Origin of the sequence: Cohnella laeviribosi DSM 21336, assembly GCF_000378425.1 — a bacterium.
GTDB classification, from domain to species: domain Bacteria; phylum Bacillota; class Bacilli; order Paenibacillales; family Paenibacillaceae; genus Cohnella; species Cohnella laeviribosi.
On sequence record NZ_KB899809.1, the window covers coordinates 52,655 to 71,252 of the forward strand.

Genomic DNA, 18,598 nt, shown 5'->3' on the forward strand with positions numbered 1-18,598 from the left:
CGAGCTTTCTCAAGTCCATGATCTATCCCATGGGATTCTCCTCGATTTTAGGATGCGAATCCGTTTTTCTCTAAATAGGACTCGGCCGCCGCGCACAAATAATAAGCCAAGCCCGTTTGCCGTTCTTCGAGCATGCGAAGATGGAAATCGTCATGAAGGAAAAAACGGGTTTGCGCCGCAAAATCGGCGACGGATATCCGATGTCCGTGCTCGTTCAAAAATTCAAGGTGGCTGCGAATGAGTTCCCGGACTTGCTCGTCACAATGCTTTACACCCGTTTTCAAAGCCTTTGCCATTTGGGTCATGAACGTTATGGCTTCCGCTGCCTGTTCGTTCATTTCCGGAACCTGAATCCGGGCATCCTCCAGAAGGTCGTAATCATACGTTTCTTTCAAATACTCATTCTGCTCCCGCAGCGCTTCTTTCCACTCTTCCTCGCTTTCGAAACCTTTGAACATCTCCTTATGATTCATCGGTTCTCCTTTCTCCATGCAATCCATGGATTTCTTCAATGTCTCCATGATTTGTTCCAATCTTTGCTTGCGCGCAAGCAACAGCTCGGCTTGCTGCGATAAAATGGACAAGCGATCCGGTTCGCCGCTCAACAGTTCCTTAATCTTTTCCAACGGAAAATCCAATTCCCGATAGAACCGAATTTGCTGCAAACGTTCCAACTCTTTTTCGCCATACAACCGATATCCGGCTTCGCTGATCGCGTATGGCACAAGGAGACCGATTTTGTGGTAATGATGGAGCGTTTTGATCGTTACCTTGGACATTGACGCGACCTCTTTCACCGTATAAAGCATTGGAACATCACTCCCTTCGACAGCAAGCGTAACCCCTCCCCTTAGGGGAGACTCAAGACATGCGTTCCAAAGATTTGACTCTCCCCTTACAGGAGGGACTACGATGAGTCCGAACTAAATTTGGGGAGGAATCCAAATCGATGCCGCGTTTCATTCTGCTGCTCAAAAACCGCTTCGTGTACACGATCCTGCTTTCCAATTTGTTTTCGCAATTGGGAATATGGATTCGCAATTTTGCCGTTCTCTTGTACGTGATGGAAAAGTCAAATGCCGACGCGTTTGCCGTTTCCATGATTTCCGTTGCCGAGTATGCTCCTATTTTTGTTCTTTCTTTCATCGGCGGCGTGTTCGCGGACCGATGGCGTCCAAAAAGAACGATCGTTTGGTGTGAATGCTTAAGCACATTTTCGGTTTTTATCGTTTTTCTCCTGCTTGATGCCGGTTCGTGGACGGCCGTTTTTTTCGCAACCTTGAGTTCCTCGATTTTTTCGCAGTTTGCTCAGCCTTCCGGAATGAAGCTGTTTAAGATCCATGTTTCGGATGAAGATGCTCCGATCTGCATGTCTGTTTTGCAAACCCTTTTTTCCATCTTTATGCTTGCAGGCCCGGTGCTCGGAACGTTTGTTTATCGGCAGTTCGGAATTGAACTCGCGATATTATGGACCGGCGCCTCTTTTCTGTTATCCGCTCTTGCCATGCTTTTTCTGCCGGCCGATCGGCAGCAAGTTTCGGACAAGACGCAGGATCAAACCTCATTGCTTCACGAAATGGCAGAGGGCATTCGTTATGTCATGGCGGGATTGGTCGTCAATGGCTGCGGCATCCTGATCGCCGGCTTTTCCACCAACCTGTGGCTGTTGATGCCTGTTCAATTTATCATTGCGCTTCTTCAGCCAGCCATTTTTATCGGAAACCATGCATTGGTCATGAAACATACCGAACAGGAATATGTCGGCCGGGTTACAGGGATTCGCACCCCGGTTATGACGGGAGCCATGCTCTTGGCGATGAGTTCGGCCGGTGTGTTAAAAAATATTCTTTCACTTCTTTATCGAAGATAAAGTAAAAAACGCAGCCTTCATCGGGCTGCGTCACTTTGGAAATCTGAAAATAAAAAGGTCTTTGGCAAACGGACTTATTCACCTTTCAAACCGGAAAGGGTTACGCCCCGAACAAACAAGTCTTGCGCCAGCAAGAACAAAATGATGATTGGAGCGATACTGATCGTGGTACCGGCCATCAATACCGGCCAATCCGTTGAGTAAAGACCTTGCATGGTTGCCAAACCGAGGGTCAAAGTCATTTTTTCTGTCGTATTCAGAAAAATAAGCGGATTATAAAAATCGTTCCACACCCCTATGCATATGAAGATGCCGAGCGTCGCCATCGCGGGTTTGGAAAGCGGAACAAATATTCGCCAATAAATGCCGAACGGATTGCATCCGTCGATTTTTGCCGCTTCTTCAAGCGCAGCGGGGATCGTTAAGAAGAATTGTCTCATCAGGAAGGTTCCAAATGCCGAAACCATGCCGGGCAATATCAGCGACCAATGTGTGTCGATCAACCCATAAGTTCTCATCATGAAAAAGTTCGGGATAATCGTCACTTGGGCAGGAATGATAATGGTGGCTAAATACAACGCAAATAAGGAATCGCGGGCTCTAAACCGAAGACGCGCAAACACGTATCCGGCCATCGAACTGGTCACTAGTTGACAAACCACAGTGATCGCCGTAATTTTTAGCGTATTAAGAAAAAATTGAAAGAACGGATAGCGATCCGATACTTTCAAATAGTTCGTCCAAAGGATTTTCTCACCGAATAATTTAGGAGGGAAAGTAAAGACTTCATGAATGGCTTTTAAAGAAGTGGAAACCGTCCAAATAAACGGGAATAGCATGATTGCCGATCCAATGATTAAGACCATATGGGAAGCGACCCTGAACCCGACATGCTGTTTCACTGAATTGACCTCCCTAATACATACTCCATTTTTTCTGACGGGCGAACTGAATCAAGGTAACGATTAATACCAGGAAGAATAAAATATATGCCATAGCGCTAGCATATCCTATGTCAAGATATTGGAATGCGGTCTGATAGATGTAGTGTACGAGTACAGAAGTTGCTCTTGCCGGTCCGCCTTGTGTCATCAGATAAACGGCATCGAATACTTGGAACGATCCGATAATGGACGTTACCGTAACGAAGAATGTCGTCGGTGACAGCAACGGGACCGTAATATGCCAAAATTTCGTATACCATTTAGCCCCGTCAATATCGGCTGCTTCATAATAACTTTCCGATATTCCTTGCAAACCGGCTAAAAAAATCAACATATTGTAACCGAGATTCTTCCAAACACTGGTCAAGATGATCGCCGGCATCGCCCAAACCGAACTTGTTAGCCAGGACGGTCCGTCGATGCCAAACCAGCTTAGAAAATAATTTAACAAACCAAAATCGGGATTATATATCCACTGCCAAATCACGGCAACCGCTACGAAAGAAGAGATGACCGGCATGAAGAACGCGGCCCGATAAAATCGCATGAATTTCAGCTTCTGGTTTAAAAAAACGGCCAATAACAAGGACATCATAATACCGAGAGGAACGCTTACCACACTGTAATACAGGGTATTCCACAAAACCTTACGAAAAATATCATCCTGAAACAAGGTCTTATAATTAGCTAATCCTACCCATTTCATATCGCCGGCCATATCCCAATCCGTAAAACTGATGTAGAAAGTACCCAGAACCGGGAACATAATAAAAATAAAAAAACCTAATAAGTTGGGGAGCAGCAAAAGGAATGCCCAGGTTCCATCTTTGTGTAATAACCGCTTCATGTCATCACCTCGGAGATACAGCCCCCGGGATACCCAGGGGCCCGTTTTTTTTTTCATTGCAACGTTATTTCTGTTCCGCCAACACTTCATTTGTCATCTTTTCGATATTTTGCACGGTCGTCTTTACATCCTGGTTGATCAGGAAGTACTTATCGAGTTCCGCAGTCGTGTTCTCGTTGATTTTTTGCGCCCCTGCACCAAGCGTAGCGTAGGGGTACACTTTTGCGTTCATAAAGTAAGGTACCAAATCTTTGAAGCCTTCCGGATGAACACCTTCGGTCAGCCATTTATTAATGCCCTCTTCGCTGTAGAGTGAAACTCGGTTCGGCATCCAAAGCCCGGCTTTAACGTTCTGCAATTGATAGTCCTCGGAAGACAGGAATTTGATCAGTTTCCACGCTTCATCCGGATGCTTCGTATGAGCCGACGCTACATGCAAATGCGCTTGACCATGCGTGACGGCCTCTTTAAATTTCGGCAAGACAGCGACCCCGACGGGGAACTTCAAATTGGACAGTTCTTGCAACGCCCAAGAACCGTCGATCAACATCGCGATTTTTCCCGTTTGGAGCATCTGAGCCGGACTCATGCCGGCATTGGACAGCAATTTCGCTTCCGGGCTGACTCCTTCCTTCACACGTAAATCTTTGATCGCTTCCAACACTTCAATTACTTCCGGCGTATTGATTGCGGATTTCGTTCCGTCTTCGTTGAACCAATTTCCACCATTAGACATGACCAAAGCCAATGTCATGTAGTAGTTCTCGGCACCATACACACCATGTTGAATGACTTTATCTCCGTCTTTTATCGTCAGCTTTTTCGCCGCATCGACAAATTCCTGCCAAGTCCATGCTTGATTCGGATCGCTTGGCGGGTAGGCAAGATTGGCTTTATCGAACAATTCTTTGTTATAAAAGAGTACAGGCGATACCGTGCAGGATTCGATGCCGTAGAACTTTCCATCCACCTGGCTGATTTCCACTGCGGACGGAATCATATCATCCATACTGAAATCCGATTCGACATAGGAGGTAATATCCAATAGTTGATTGCGTTTCACGAAGTCGCGATAGTAATCGCTCTGCAGGAAGAAGACGTCCGGCGCTTCATTGGCCGTAAGCAGCGTCTGCATCTTCGTTACATAGTTCGTACCGTTTGGCAGGGTCGTGTATTCGACTTTGATGTTTGGATTTTGCTGCATGAACAATTCGAGGCCCTTCTTCACGCTTTCTGTTTCAAGAGGGCTAACTTCCCAACCCATGAATTTGAGCGTCACCTGTTCGCCAGAACTGCTGTCTGAGGCGGGATTGTTTGAAGAGCTTGACGTCCCCGAATGGCTTGCGTTGTTGTTTCCCGAACAGGCGGAAACAAGCAGCATCAAGACAAGCCATACCGCAACAGCGCCTTGCCAAGTCTTTCTTTTCATGTTTTAAACCTCCCTCAAGTAATCGAAGCGCTTTCAACTTCGATATCTAATATACCTTCAAGAAACGGCCGAAAAATTGTAACAAATTTTGATCCTTGTAGATTTTTTAAAAAAAAGAAAACGGAGTAAACCCGTCTCCGCTTCCTATGTTCCGTCAGTCCTATTTTGTTCGAATACCGGTTTCAATCGATCCGAGATTTCGTCCAGAGCCTCACTGGCCGTTTTGTCTCCAAGCCAAACCGGATATAAACCTTTGGTGACCGTCGGGTACACCTCGGCTTGATTTTTCAGGTAATAACCGACGCCGGGCACGCCATTTTCGATCAGTTGCCTCATCATCGCATTTTTGAAGCCCGGAGGATGCGCGCGGGGATTGGAATCCACCCATCTGGCGATCAGTTCGGGATCGGTATACCATTTTTTTAGCACCGGCATCCATAAACCATCCGAGTATAATTCAAGCGCCTTTTCCGGATCGGTCAGCCACTTGAACAAAAGCCAAGCCTCGTCCGGGTGTTTGGAGGATTTAAAAATGACCGTTGCTCCCGCTAAACTAACCGTTATGCTCTTTTTCAGTTTAGGCAGAACACCGATATCAAAATCAACGCTTGCTCTTCCAAGATCAAGATTGATCCACTGCCCGTCAATGATCATAGCGGCCAACCCGGACTGCAAGGCAACACTCAACGCAGGCATCGATTTCGAATCAAATGGAGAAGGGGCTACATGGTGCACATTCATCAGATCGGCCAATTTCTGAATGGCTTCCGCCGACTCCGGACTATTCAGTATGAAACGGTTCCCGTCCGGCGTGACCCAGTCGCCGCCGTTGCTGAATATAAAATTATTTAAAGGCTCCGACCAGGTTTCGAACATAACGCCGTATTGAACGATGTTGTTCCTGTCGAATTGCGGATGATGCGCGTTGCGTCCATTTCGATCCAGGGTCAGCGTCTTGGCCGCTGCCACAAACTGCTCCCAAGTCCATGCTTCCTCGCTCCTGGATGGCGGGGCCGGAACGCCGGCTTTATCCAACAAGTCCCTCCGGTAAAACAAACCAAAACATTCGCCCGCCGTGCTCATTCCCCATGCAAAATTCGGGTCTCGCCCGTACCAGATGTAGTCCAAGAAATCTTCCTTCTTGACAGTCGGGTCTTTTTCTAAAAATTCATATATATTATGAAGCTTATCTTGCTTATCAAATTGCTCTCCCAAATCGGTTGTCATGTACGCGATATCCGGCTCCTCGTTCAACACGGACATCGCCTTCAGCTTGGTGTTGTAATCCAAATTAGGAAGCTGAACGCTTTCAACCGTGATCCACGGATACATTTGCATGAATTTATCTAAAGTACTCTCAATCGCTTTTTTCTCTTCGAGCGATCCCCAATATGTAAATCTTAACGAAACGCGATTTCGCTGTTCTGTCATTGCCGGATTGGCATGTTCATCCCGTTTTCCCCAAAAAAAGAGAACCCCTACGAAGAGGCCAATGACCAGGATACCCGCTAACAACAGTACGTACCTGTTCTTCATCCCGCTTCCTCCCTTTTAACAATTTCCAGAGGCATTCGAACGGTGACAGTGGTTCCCTCGCCGGGTGCGGATTGAACGGTTACGCCGTAATTTTCGCCGTAGATGGCTTGAATTCGCCGGTACACATTGTTTAGGCCCACACTGCCCCCGTTCTGGTTCATCAGCCGTTCGACCTGATCGCGGGTCATCCCCTTCCCATTATCCTGTACAATAAAAACACGGACATGATGTTCGATATAACACTTTATGGTTAGCTTCCCCTTCCTGTCTAAGCGTTCGAATCCGTGAATAAGCGCATTCTCGATAATAGGCTGCAAGAAAAATTTCGGGACCGTCGTTTGCAAAAGAACGGGATCTACATCGAACTCAATCGTGAATTTTCCTTCAAACCGCTTGGTCATGATCGAAATATAGCTCTTTAGGTAAGTAAAATCCTCTTCAAATGTAACAAGGTTGTCTTTCTTGACGATATATTTCATCATGTACGACAAACCTGTAATCAGCTCGCTAATCTCGTCCTCTCCCTTTTCCAGGGAAATCAGACTGATTAAATTCAAAGTATTGTGCATAAAGTGAGGATCCAATTGCAAATTCAGCGATTTGATTTCCGCTTCTTTCTCGCGGATTTTGATGCCATAGTTCTCTTCGATCAATTTCTGGATTTTATCGTTCATGTCGTTGAACTTACGCATCAGCACTCTGAATTCAAAGCTACCGTGCTCTTTGAATTTGACTTGAAATTTCCCTTCCCCCGTAATCAAAATCGCCCGAATCATCGTCCGAATCGGATGCGTGATAATGCCGGACAAATAGGAAGATAAGCCAATAAAAAGCAGCGTTAATACCCCCGCCGATATCAGCATATTGCGTATATAAGTGCTGATGATCGGATCTAGCAGCTCGTTCGGCGGTATAACGGCAATCGTGTACCATCCGGTAATGGAGGATTGGTCGAAACTAACGACCCTCTGTTTTCCTTCAATCTCCAGCATGTCAACGCCTGTTTTCTCCGTCACAACTTTGCGCAGATCAGGCCAGCCCACTCGCTCGGTCAGCCATTGTTGGTCCCGGTGCGAAATTACCCTTCCGGAATCGTCGATTACGAAATAAAAGCTTCCTTCCGTAGGCAAGCTTCCTGTAAAGACATTTGTAAATAATGATTCTTTAAAATTGACAATCAAGACCGGATTTTCTACTGACGAATTGAAGGCCGATTCGTTTCTGGGAAAAGGAATATTGATTTTGCAAACGGCGGATAACAAGTATTTATAATCGATCTCAGTGTTCCTTAAGTAATCGACATTAAACATCTCCGAGAAATTATAAGTCGGGATCCATACGATACGTCCGTCCCCGGCGTAAGCAGCATCGAACAATGCGCTTTCCCGAAAAGCGCCTTTCGGGATGAAGTTTTTTCCATGTTCACTGTTGGAAGAAGAATCCTGCCCGAATGTGAAATAGGTAGTGGCCAATTGAACCGAATAGATGTCTTGAGACTGAGCGAAATATTTATTTAGAATCTTGGTGATCCTTAAATCCGCATCCAAAATCTGCTCTCGGTTCCCGGGATCGATGCCGGCGAAAATCGTCTTGAAATCGGGATCCTCCGCAAACGCGATGATCATCTCCCTGACCCTGGAGAGTTTCGAATCGATGATCTCATTATTTTTCCTGACGATCGTATATGCGTCTTTTTTCGCCATGTCCATGATCGTATCTTTTCCGAGATTATAGTAACTCACGCTGAATAGAACGATAGGAACCGTGATTAAAATGATATAACTTATGATCAGCTTGGTTTGCAAACGGCTATTCCGAATCGCATTTATGAGCGAAGCTAGCATATTCATCCTGTCTTCACGCTTCCCGACGATTGCCTGAACGTATTCGGGGTTATGCCCGTTTCCCGTTTGAATACTTTGTTAAAGTATGCAGCGTCATGAAATCCTACCTTGAGCGCAATATCGGAAATTTTGTCGTCGGTTTCGAGCAGCAGCCGCTTGGCTTTCGAGATTCGCAAACGAATCAAGAATTCGGAAAAACCGATGCCCATATGAGTTTTAAAAAAATTACTGCAATAGGACGGGCTAAGACGCAATTGCCGTGCCATAGAATCCAGCGAAATATCGTCCATGTAGTGCTGTTCCAGATACTCGATACAATGTCTGACAAGAGCGGCATTTTTGTTGTTCTGCAATTCCAGAACCGCATCGGACCACTTCAAGAGAAACTCCTTTACCGCATATTGGACGGATTGAATGTCTTCGCAAGAAGCGATTCTCGTCTTCATCTTCTGCTCGTCATCGGATAAGGCCGATTCGGACAGTATGCCTTTTAATTGCATGCCGATTCGCATGACAAAGTGGATCAAATCCGTCTTTAAGACATCCGGGTCGGGAAACGGCGCTTTGGAAACCTGTTTGAACATCGACATGACCGTTTCGGATACCAGTCTCCAGTCAGAAGCGCGAATCGCTCGCAAGAGAATCTCTTCTTTTCCTATGAGTAAAGACGAAGTGCTTTGGACAAAAGGACTTGTCATTTGAAAAGGAATAAGGGAGTTCGAAAAATAATAGAATCTATGCCGCAATGCGATCTTCGCTTGGCCATACGCCTGTTGAATATTTGAAACAGAGAGTGCCATCTGGTCACTAATTCCAACCGCGAGCCGAAACGTAAATTTGTCTTCGATTTTCTCTAGGAAAAGCTGAAGGCCTTTATTCATATGGGTCAAATGAATTCCTGTTAGAGGAGAACGCAATCCAACCAAGGCTACCCATTCACGGGAGGGTGTCTTGATTATAAAAATCACTTTCGCTTCAAGTCCTCTAAGCTGCTCATCCAATTCCCGTCTCAAAACATCATTGACCTGCACGGAACATTCGGGTGTACGATCAGAACCGAAAGCGAGCACAATGCCAAAGCCTTGTTCCTGCAAGATTTGGCCGATATCGGTTTCCATCTGGTTGGTTAATTGTCCCGAAAGCAGCATCTGAAACAGGTGATCCCGATAGACGGAAGATTTTAAACGCAGGTCTGCTTCTTTAGCCAGCGCATTCTCGATTAGACCCAGAATATGCTTGATCTCTTGAAGGCCAATCGGTTTTACCAGATAATCAAGAACGCCATGGCGCAAGGCATCTCGTGCATACTGAAATTCGCCGTAACCTGTCAGTAAAACCATCTTAATGTGCGGCATCCGCTCGGCGATTCGCTTTACAAGTTCGATCCCATCCATTCCCGGCATTCGAATATCTGTAATCACCGCATCGATGTCCACTGACTCGAGGACATTCCATGCGGACTTCCCGTCGAATGCTTCATAAACCACGTAATTCTCCCGAAATCTCTTAATCACGCCGGCGAGAGAATGTACTTGCCGAGGTTCGTCGTCAATAATCAGCAGAGATACCATGAGCTTCACTTCTCCCAAATGAGTATGCTTTACAGAATGTAATCGCTTCCGATTTGCGAGGAGAACGTGCCTTGCTCGCTTGATTTATGATTATACAGGATTTTTACGGAATCCGGTTTCATCGTTGAATCCAAACACCCGTCTGATAAAGCGGTTTCAAAAACCAATGTAGCACCTTTTCGATATACGGGGATTGAAGAATATTTTAAATCTTGTACTATTTTTTGCCCCCTTCCATTCTGTTTAAAAAGTAAAGCCTTCTTCACATTCGAAGAAGGCTGTAAATTCAGATTAGGCTTCTTCAACCCAGACTTTCATCTCCCCGACACCGCGATTGGCCCAAGCGAAGTACGGAATGAACGTCGCGTTAACCTTTTCCAGCGTATACTTTGCTTCCCGTTTGTATAACGCATCTCCCCAATTATCCGTATTTCGCCTCAAAGCGGTCGCTTTTATGGCAACCATTCCGTCTATTGGACGGTTGGTTTCCTCAAGCGAGAACTCCGCATCTTTCGGAAGAAGCAGATGATGCAGATTCGCCCCATTGTCCGCTTCTTCCAAGCAATATACAAGCGGCCCCCGTTGAATGGCAACCTTCCCGGCCGTATGACGGATTAACGGATGGCCATACACGCGGTTTATCGGCATAGACAACGTCAAGTCCACCTGATCGCCCGATTTCCATTTGCGACTCAGCCTGATATAACCATCGGTTGTGAGATCCTTAACGGGCTCAAGAACGCCATTCACGTAAACCTCCGCATGATCGCACCATTCCGGGATGCGAAGCGCCAATGTCGCCGTAGTCTCCGAATCCGTACCGACAGTAAAGCGAATTTTCCCGTTCCAGGGATATTCGGTTTCTTGTTCCAATACAAAGCGAGTACCGTCGATGTCGATTTCCGCCATTCCCCCGATGTATAAGTGAGTATATATGGTTCTTCCTTGAACGGTATAGATATACTGTCCCAAAGAGGCCAAAAGACGGGCTACATTAGGCGGACAACAAGCGCAGCCGAACCAGGGCTGCCGCTCCGGCTTTACGTGGTGGTAGATATGGTTTGCCGTACAGACATGCGGGTTCACCTCAAGCGGATTGACGTAAAAGAATCGTTTCCCGTCGCGCGACATACCGCCGACTACTGTATTATAAAGCGCTCTTTCCAGCACGTCCGCGTATTGACTCTTGGGCTCCAGCATCAGCATGCGGTACGCAAAGAAAATTAAGCCGATGGACGCGCAAGTTTCCGCATAAGCCGTATCATTCGGCAGATCATAGTCTGTGGTAAATGCTTCACCCCGGCTTTGCGAGCCGATCGCTCCGGTAATATAGAGATTCCTGGATACCATGTTTGCAAATAACCGTTTGCAGGCCTCATACATTTCGACATCGCCGGCTTCCGCGGCAACATGCGCCATTCCCGTCCCCATATAGACAAACCTTACCGCATGGCCGATCGCTCTGTCTTGTTCTTTGACCGGCTTATGGGCCTGGCTGTATTCTTTCTCATCGATCATAAACGAGTTTTCCCAATGTACGGTTCTTCCCCGTTTATCCGCCTCGATGTCGTAAAAATGAGGCTGTTTCCCTCGCTCCTCCAAGAAAAACCGGCTGAGATTTAAATACCTGACATTGCCCGTGGCTTCATAGAGCTTCATCAATGCAAGCTCAATCTCTTGGTGTCCGTCATAACCCTTAAGTTTTCCTTCCTCAGGTCCGAAAACGCTGTCAATATGGTCGGCCAGTTTGCAAACAACGTCTAGCAGTTTTCGTTTGCCCGTCGAATAATAGTAAGCAACGCCCGCTTCGATCATATGACCGGCACAATAAAGTTCATGGCACTCGCATAGATTTGTCCAACGCTTTCCCGGTTCTTTCAATGTGTAATACGTATTCAGATACCCGTCGTCATGTTGAGCTTTGGCAATCAAGTCGATCGTCTCGTCTGCGATTTTCTCCAAGTGGGGAGCATTACGGGTTGCCAGCAAATAGGCGACAGCTTCGAGCCACTTCGCCACGTCGCTGTCTTGAAATACCATGCCGTAAAACTCCCCTTGCTCTTCGCCCGCGGCGATCTTGAAATTGCGAATCGCATGGCTCGGTGGCGCATGCTGAATCCGGTCATTCAAAGCATCCCATTGGTAAGGGATGACGACCTTCTCTACCAAATCGATATACGAAGACCATAACGAATCCCGAATCCGCACATGGTTCAACGGAACCATTCGAGACTTCTCTAAATTCCCCTTTGCAAGCATGCCTAAACCTCCCTAGCTGTTTTACGCCTCTGCTCTCAAGACAATGGCGATACCCCATTGTAGCAATCTATTAGAACCAGGGAATAAAAGGATTTCATTATTTTTGTACTATAAAAAATGAAAAAGAGACGCAGTTTTATGAAAAGCTGCGTCTCGCTTGCATTTGGGGGTCTGCGATCGTGTTCAAACGAATCTCAATGGGCCGCTGCATGGTCCACATGCTTCACATGCGCATGATTGATTCCGATGAACAGGACCGAAACGATAACAAACGCCGCGCCTACAAGGAACGGCACATGCGGATTGTATCTCTCCGCCAACTTGCCTGCCAGATAGGGGGCCGCAGCGCCTCCGATAAAGCGTAAGAAGCTGTAAGCGGCGGATGCGGTCGAACGTTCAACCGGGGCGGCATTCATCACGGCCGTCGTAATCAACGTATTGTTGTTGCCCAGCAAGGCGCCGGCAATTACGATCGCAGCGATGACCAGCCATTGCGTCGACGTCCAAATGCCCATAACGGCCAGCACGGCCGCGAACAGCGTCAACATGGCGCACATGGATTTGACCGTACCGAACCGCCCTTGCAGCTTCGGCGCCATGAAGACGGACGTTACGGCCAACAAAATGCCCCAGCCGAGAAAGACGTAACCCAAACCGTGTTCATCCAGATCCAAAACAAAAGGCGAATAGGCAAGCAGCGTGAAGAAGCCGAAATTATACAGGCAGGCCGTCAACCCAAACACGACAAGCGAACGATGCTTCATCGCGCGGAACGGTTCCAGCAGGGACGTTCTTTTCGCGGCGGTTGACGCCTTTACGTTCGGCATCATCAAGATCAGGCCGATAAACGCGATCGCCATCAACGACGCAACGCCCAGAAACGGCCCTCTCCAATCGATCGCGCCCAGCCATCCGCCCAGCAGCGGACCGACCGAAATGCCCAACCCGATCGCCGCTTCATATAAAATGACGGCTTTTGCCGCGCTGCCGCTAGAGAGCGAGACGATAGCGGTTAGCGCGGTCGCGACGAACAGCGCGTTGCCCAATCCCCAGCCCCCGCGCATCCCGACCAACACGTCGATCTGGCTTGAAAACCCGCCCAATGCCGAAAAAAGGGCAATGACGAAAATCCCCAACAGCAGCGTCCATTTGATGCCCAGTCTGGATGAGACGGCGCCCGTAATCAGCATGGCTACGGCCATAACCGCATTATAGCTGGTGAACAACAGGGTCACTTCGCTTTCCGAAGCGTTCAGTTTTTTGGCGATGGCAGGCAAAATCGGATCCACAAGGCCAAGGCCCATAAACGCAATGATGCAAGCGAAAAAAACCGCCCATACCGCTCTCGGCTGCTTAAGAATACTGGCCTCTTCCGGCGCAAGCGAAGCTTGCGAAGCGGTTGAGGCCGACGGTGGCATAACGGATGACATCTTTGGCTTCTCTCTCCCTTGCCTCATTTCGAATTTGCGAATCTGCCGTTACAGCAGCGCTTTGAAGGTATGCCGGATAATATCTCCGCGGCTGATGATCCCGACCAATACCCCGTTGCGCTCGACCGGCACTTTTTTGATTCGTTTCTTCCCCAGAATAGCGGCAAACTCTTCAACTTCCTCGTCCCAGGAAACTTTAATGACCTTTCGCGTAGCAATGTCCAGAACATTCAGATCCAGCAGATTCCGGGCCCTTTCCTCGAACTTCTCATGGTCGCCTTTAAATACCGCCGCAAAGTAAAGCGAATCAATGACCACGTCCTTATGCTTGCCGATATATCGCATAATATCGCCGTCGCTGATGTAAGCGACGATTTCGTTTCGGTCGTTCACCACGGGCAGCCCGCTGATCCGATGCTCGATGAACTTTTCGATAACCGCGCGCACCGTGTCGTTCTGCTTGACTTTGTGCACGTGGCGGATCATAATGTCGTGCGCCTTCAAATCCGTCCCCCTCCCTCTCCCTCATTTGCAAATCTCCTCAACAAGTTGTATTATGCAAGTATATGATTGTATTATACAACTATCCAGGACGATGTTCAATACGCTGCGAGGTGCTACAGCATGCAGGAAAATGCGATAGAGACCATTGAGCTCGAAATGGCCGTCCTGTTTCGCCGATTTACGTCGATCACCCATAAAAAATTCGGCAATCTGGACCGGTCCGCCTACCTTTTGCTTCATCAAATCTCCGCTCACGGTTCGGCCGGGGTCAAAACCTTGGCGGACGAGTTCCGTTTGGACATTTCGACGGTCAGCAGACAAACCGCGGCTCTTGAGAACAAAGGATATGTATACCGTATACCCGATCCTTCGGACAGGAGATCCTACTTTCTGCAAATTACGGAATTGGGGAAAAAGGAATTGCTCGCATGCAAGCGCGCGCGATTGGCCAGAATCACGAAGCTGTTGGAAAATTGGTCCGAAGAAGAACGCGAATTGTTCGGACGGCTGTTGCGGAAATTTAACCGCACGATCATTGAAGAATAAGGAACCCGTTGCCCGTTTACGGATTGGTCCTGGATTGCCGCGCCATTTGCCGCTTCAGCTCGCCGATGATGCGTTCGGCCGCTGCCTCGCCGGCTTCGATGCATTCCTGCCATTTCGAAAAATCAAATGCCGGAATATGCCCGACTTCCGGCCGGATGACGACATCGGCGAGGCGGAGGCTGCTGTGCCTTCTTTCGGCCGTCATGAGGCTGTAGGACCGGTACACCACTTCGATCAGGTTGCGCGGCGGCTTCTTCTCGTGTTCCCGCGACACATCGACCGCAATGACCAATTGGCCGCGCTCCCGGTCCAGTTCCTCCACGGGCAAGTTGTTCAACACGCCTCCGTCCACCAGCATCATCCCTTCGTGCAACAGAGGAGAGAAGATCCCCGGAAAGGCCGTTGTCGCCCGAAGCGCCGTCAGCAGATCGCCTTTGTCGAAAACCACCTGCTTGCCTTCCATCAGATCGACGGACACCGCTTTGAACTGGATGGGCAAATCCTCGATTCGAACGGAACGCTTTCCCTGCTGCCTGAGCAGCTCGTTCACGGCGGCATGAATGCTGTTGCCGGCAATCAATCCGCGTTTGCGGATGCCGACATCGATCAGGCGGTATTTGGGCGTCTTCTGGATAAAAGCTTCAAGGGTATCCGGCCGAACGCCCGCCGCGTACAGCCCCCCCACGGCGCCGCCCATGCTGGTGCCCGCGATGCGGTCAACGGCTATCCGGTGTCTTTCGAATGCCTTCAGCACGCCAAGGTGGGCGAGCCCGCGGACCGCACCGCCTCCCAAAACCAAGCCCACTTTCCCCATACCTAAGCTCCTTTTTGGCAAATTCACCCTTCGTTACGGAAAGACGAGGAATTTTCCGTTTCGGTACCCGCTTTCCTTGCCGGCCGATCGCTCTCTTTGTGGGTTCCCATAGCATAATCCAGGACAGGGTGCGACACTCCGTACCAAGCGTATTCGTCTTTATAATGATGCAGCAAATGTTTCTTTTTCATCCATCTTCCCCATGCCGTCCGAGGAACGACCGGCCGGTGCGCCGCGTAGTGCATCCATTGATAATAGAGTTGGAACAAAAGCGTGCCGGTCACGACGGGCGCAACGACGGAAATCCGGCGAAACAACAGCCATACGAGCGGAATATAGACGCAATAAATCAAAATATCATAATGGACCGGGCTGAATAAATATTTCATCTCCTGCGGCTGCCGGTGATGCTCGGCATGCCCCCGGTACAATACGGGCAAAAGCCTCGGAAACTCGTGCAGCAAATACCGGTGCACGACGTACTCGGCAACGGCGTAAACCAGCGCGCCCAAAGCCAGCGCGAGGATCGTGGCATAGCCGTCGAAATAATAGCAGCACAGCGTTACGCCGACGATGCTCAAAGCGGAAATAAATCGAATGACGCTGTGGGTATAAAACTCGCGATACTTGAACATGGAAGATGCTCCTTTCGTTATGAGATGTATACGAGACGTAAACATTTCACCCGAAAGACCCAAAAACAGAACAAACGAAGGCGGCTTGCGCCTATACCGAAAAAGCCTCGCTCAGAAAATCCGACAGCATTTCCTTTTCCTCGCCGGAAAGATCCGCGATCGATTTCAGCAGCTTGGAGACGAGCTCCGTAACCTCAATGCCCAGATCATCGTTCAACGTTTGGATCGCCGTTCCCAGAACGGTGCCGATAAACATCGTCATGCCCGTCTCTTTGCTCGGCGCCTTTTGAACGCTGTGGTGAATCAAGGACTCGGTTTTGCCTCCGAGCTTCTTCAGGTACATCATCAGCAAGCCGATCGCATAAGCGCAAAAATGAATGCGCGTGTTCCTTTTCGAGATTTCATCGATCATTTTCCGGAGCGCCTCGTTGAGACTGCGGTTCTTCAAATCCTTAAGCAGCCTCGAAAGATTCCCGACCGTCTTTTTCCAATCCGCGGGATCGAAGGTTTCGTTTCGCGGCTGGTCAAAAAGGTCCAACGCTTTGGACGTGGGAACGAACACCACCTGGGAGCGTCCGGTTTCCTTCGCATTCACCTCGTAGCTGCGCGAAATAAAGCCCAGTTTTTCGATTTCCTTCAGCATGTCGTAGGCCGTCCATTTGCTGACGCCGATCGATTTGGCCAAGGTTTCGTAGTGAATGGGCAAATTCGTTTTCCTATACAAGTCGGTCAATTTATGCAAAAATTGCAGGCGCCGTTTCGTAAGCGACACGACCACACCTTCTTCCCTTCGCCGCCGCCGCAAATGAAAAGGTATTTTTGGGTTTTTTGTGATTCAATCGTAGCATCGAATCCGAACAACGTCAAGACGAATGCAGCGTTTTTTACGCAATAAGCCAATCTCGGTCAATACAGGGTATGGAATAAACGGTCAAGGCATGCGGCGAAGATCGGACACAGCGCATCCCCGTGCATGACGATTTCCCGTTTGATCCCCTTGCCGAAGGAGACATTCTTCATTTCGCATATAATGGCGTTTCCGTTCGAATTCAAGATTCGGGTTGTTCGATCCAAGAGGTCCTTCGATACGGTGTACGTTTGGCCTTCATGCACCAATTCGAATTTGGGATGCGTGGCGATTTTGGATTGATCCCGCAGCGTCGACGTTACGCTTTCTCCGCCTTCGCGCGTTACGGTGACCGTCCACTTCTTTCTCCCAAACCATGAGGAACCATCGACGATTTCGACCGATGTCCCTGCTTGCAGATCTTCTCCTTTCAGGCTTAACTCCCAATGGTCGATTGCCCAGCTTAACGCTCGATTCATCTTATTTTTGTAGGTCTTTCGGATCGAACCGATTGCCTGATCGTGCTCATCCTTTAGGAGGATCGGCGCCGTTGACCGTTTAAGCAAAGGCCGGTTGTAAACATATTTCTTCATGATAAACCCCATTTATGCGTTTCGTAACTTTCAGAGAATCCCGTACGACCTCAGCGTCTTTAGCCGTTCCACCGTTATCCAGCCGCGCCACTCCGCTTCTCCGCCGGAACTAACCGGCGGCCAGTTGATCGGCCATCCTCCGTCCTCCTGCTGCTGGCAGACAAGGGCCCGCAGGTGCTTTTGCACATCCGCATCCGAAATCAACTTGTTCGCGTAGCTGTCGCGAGCCGGCGCCCAATCCAGCACTTTGTGGACGTAGCCTTCGGCCTCCGGGTCCCGCTCGATCGTGCCGGGGCGGCTCAGCCATTCGTCAACCGCGGGCCAATATGCGCTTGCCCTCTCCTGTTCCGGAGTATGCTGCAAAAACACGATCCATTGTACGCCGTCATGATATCCGGCCGGCTTCTCCTGATCGAAAACGCGCCATATATACGCAACGTTTTTCAGAAACCATTCCTCCCGGTAAAAATCCGTCCGCAGCTTCTGCTTGTAAAGCAAACCGACGATTCGGCCGGTCGGGTTGATCGAAGGCCGGTCGTCGCGTTCCGCCGCCCACCACGGCGCATGCGGATAATCGCCCGCGCTTCGAAAGACAAACGGGATTCCGCCGTCCTGCAGCGTAATGTCCCGCAAATACCGGACGATGCCTTCCAAAATTTGCGGATCGAATCCGTCCACCTCGTCCATGATGGTTAGCGCCATTTCGGTCGGCACGGGCTGGCTGTGCGGACAGCGGATGTCCGGTTCGAGCGCGTTTCCGAATCCGCCGTCCCGATTTTGGTAAGGGCGGAGCGCCTCGATGACCGCCTCTTTCGAGCCCTCCTCAAAAAAATATTCGTACCGTCTCCGGTCAAGAAGCCGCGCGTATTGATAAAGAAACGACTTCGCACGTTCAAGTATTCGACGATTCTCCATGAATACGGATGCCT

At 48.9% G+C, this 18,598-nt stretch carries 17 protein-coding genes; 2 read left to right on the forward strand and 15 right to left on the reverse strand.

Features of this window, described 5'->3' with window-relative positions; all coding sequences use genetic code 11:
- Window positions 1-47 precede the first annotated feature (47 nt).
- A complete protein-coding gene (locus tag F560_RS0101555) occupies window positions 48-809 on the reverse strand; it encodes a MerR family transcriptional regulator (protein ID WP_019003940.1) in 762 nt (253 codons plus the stop codon).
- A 140-nt stretch (window positions 810-949) separates the two neighbouring features.
- Here F560_RS0101555 and F560_RS22215 point away from each other — a divergent pair, with 140 nt between their 5' ends.
- On the forward strand, window positions 950-1,870 hold the full coding sequence (locus F560_RS22215) for an MFS transporter (protein WP_019003941.1): 921 nt from the start codon (window positions 950-952) through the stop codon (window positions 1,868-1,870).
- A 74-nt stretch (window positions 1,871-1,944) separates the two neighbouring features.
- Here the strand turns inward: F560_RS22215 and F560_RS0101565 are convergent, their stop codons facing one another.
- The 9 genes from F560_RS0101565 to F560_RS0101610 form a co-directional block, all read right to left on the reverse strand.
- Window positions 1,945-2,772: a carbohydrate ABC transporter permease gene (locus F560_RS0101565; protein ID WP_019003942.1), complete on the reverse strand. Its 828-nt coding sequence runs from the start codon at window positions 2,770-2,772 to the stop codon at window positions 1,945-1,947.
- A 13-nt stretch (window positions 2,773-2,785) separates the two neighbouring features.
- A complete protein-coding gene (locus F560_RS0101570; protein WP_051088281.1) occupies window positions 2,786-3,661 on the reverse strand; it encodes a carbohydrate ABC transporter permease in 876 nt (291 codons plus the stop codon).
- 64 nt (window positions 3,662-3,725) lie between these two features.
- Window positions 3,726-5,090, reverse strand: coding sequence for an ABC transporter substrate-binding protein (locus F560_RS0101575; protein WP_019003944.1), 1,365 nt, complete (start codon window positions 5,088-5,090; stop codon window positions 3,726-3,728).
- Window positions 5,091-5,234: 144 nt separating this feature from the next.
- Window positions 5,235-6,626 carry an ABC transporter substrate-binding protein gene (locus F560_RS0101580; protein WP_019003945.1) on the reverse strand — a complete coding sequence of 464 codons (1,392 nt, stop codon included), beginning with the start codon at window positions 6,624-6,626 and terminating at the stop codon, window positions 5,235-5,237.
- The gene (locus tag F560_RS0101585; protein ID WP_019003946.1) at window positions 6,623-8,476 is read right to left on the reverse strand and encodes a cache domain-containing sensor histidine kinase; all 1,854 of its coding nucleotides are present in this window, start codon (window positions 8,474-8,476) and stop codon (window positions 6,623-6,625) included. Before F560_RS0101585 ends, F560_RS0101580 begins: the two co-directional genes overlap by 4 nt.
- Entirely contained in the window at window positions 8,473-10,041 is a 1,569-nt protein-coding gene (locus tag F560_RS0101590; protein WP_019003947.1) for a response regulator, read from the reverse strand. Before F560_RS0101590 ends, F560_RS0101585 begins: the two co-directional genes overlap by 4 nt.
- Before the next feature lie 291 nt (window positions 10,042-10,332).
- Window positions 10,333-12,300, reverse strand: coding sequence for a glycoside hydrolase family 127 protein (locus F560_RS0101600; RefSeq protein WP_033395649.1), 1,968 nt, complete (start codon window positions 12,298-12,300; stop codon window positions 10,333-10,335).
- 194 nt (window positions 12,301-12,494) lie between these two features.
- Window positions 12,495-13,718, reverse strand: coding sequence for an MFS transporter (locus F560_RS0101605; protein WP_019003950.1), 1,224 nt, complete (start codon window positions 13,716-13,718; stop codon window positions 12,495-12,497).
- A gap of 60 nt (window positions 13,719-13,778) precedes the next feature.
- Complete coding sequence (locus F560_RS0101610; protein ID WP_019003951.1) at window positions 13,779-14,234, reverse strand: CBS domain-containing protein; 456 nt, start codon at window positions 14,232-14,234, stop codon at window positions 13,779-13,781.
- Between the two features lie 120 nt (window positions 14,235-14,354).
- Between F560_RS0101610 and F560_RS0101615 the strand changes: the two genes are divergently transcribed.
- A complete protein-coding gene (locus F560_RS0101615; RefSeq protein WP_019003952.1) occupies window positions 14,355-14,780 on the forward strand; it encodes a MarR family winged helix-turn-helix transcriptional regulator in 426 nt (141 codons plus the stop codon).
- A 16-nt stretch (window positions 14,781-14,796) separates the two neighbouring features.
- Here the strand turns inward: F560_RS0101615 and F560_RS0101620 are convergent, their stop codons facing one another.
- The 5 genes from F560_RS0101620 to F560_RS0101640 form a co-directional block, all read right to left on the reverse strand.
- The gene (locus tag F560_RS0101620) at window positions 14,797-15,594 is read right to left on the reverse strand and encodes a patatin-like phospholipase family protein (protein WP_019003953.1); all 798 of its coding nucleotides are present in this window, start codon (window positions 15,592-15,594) and stop codon (window positions 14,797-14,799) included.
- A 23-nt stretch (window positions 15,595-15,617) separates the two neighbouring features.
- Window positions 15,618-16,229 carry a sterol desaturase family protein gene (locus F560_RS22220; protein ID WP_019003954.1) on the reverse strand — a complete coding sequence of 204 codons (612 nt, stop codon included), beginning with the start codon at window positions 16,227-16,229 and terminating at the stop codon, window positions 15,618-15,620.
- A 91-nt stretch (window positions 16,230-16,320) separates the two neighbouring features.
- Window positions 16,321-17,001, reverse strand: a complete 681-nt coding sequence (locus tag F560_RS0101630; RefSeq protein ID WP_026298039.1) for a LexA family transcriptional regulator — start codon at window positions 16,999-17,001, stop codon at window positions 16,321-16,323.
- A gap of 134 nt (window positions 17,002-17,135) precedes the next feature.
- Window positions 17,136-17,669 (reverse strand): tubby C-terminal domain-like protein, encoded by a 534-nt coding sequence (locus F560_RS0101635; RefSeq protein WP_156828855.1) that lies wholly within the window; start codon window positions 17,667-17,669, stop codon window positions 17,136-17,138.
- Between the two features lie 30 nt (window positions 17,670-17,699).
- Window positions 17,700-18,584: a hypothetical protein gene (locus F560_RS0101640; protein WP_026298040.1), complete on the reverse strand. Its 885-nt coding sequence runs from the start codon at window positions 18,582-18,584 to the stop codon at window positions 17,700-17,702.
- Between the last annotated feature and the right edge of the window lie 14 nt (window positions 18,585-18,598).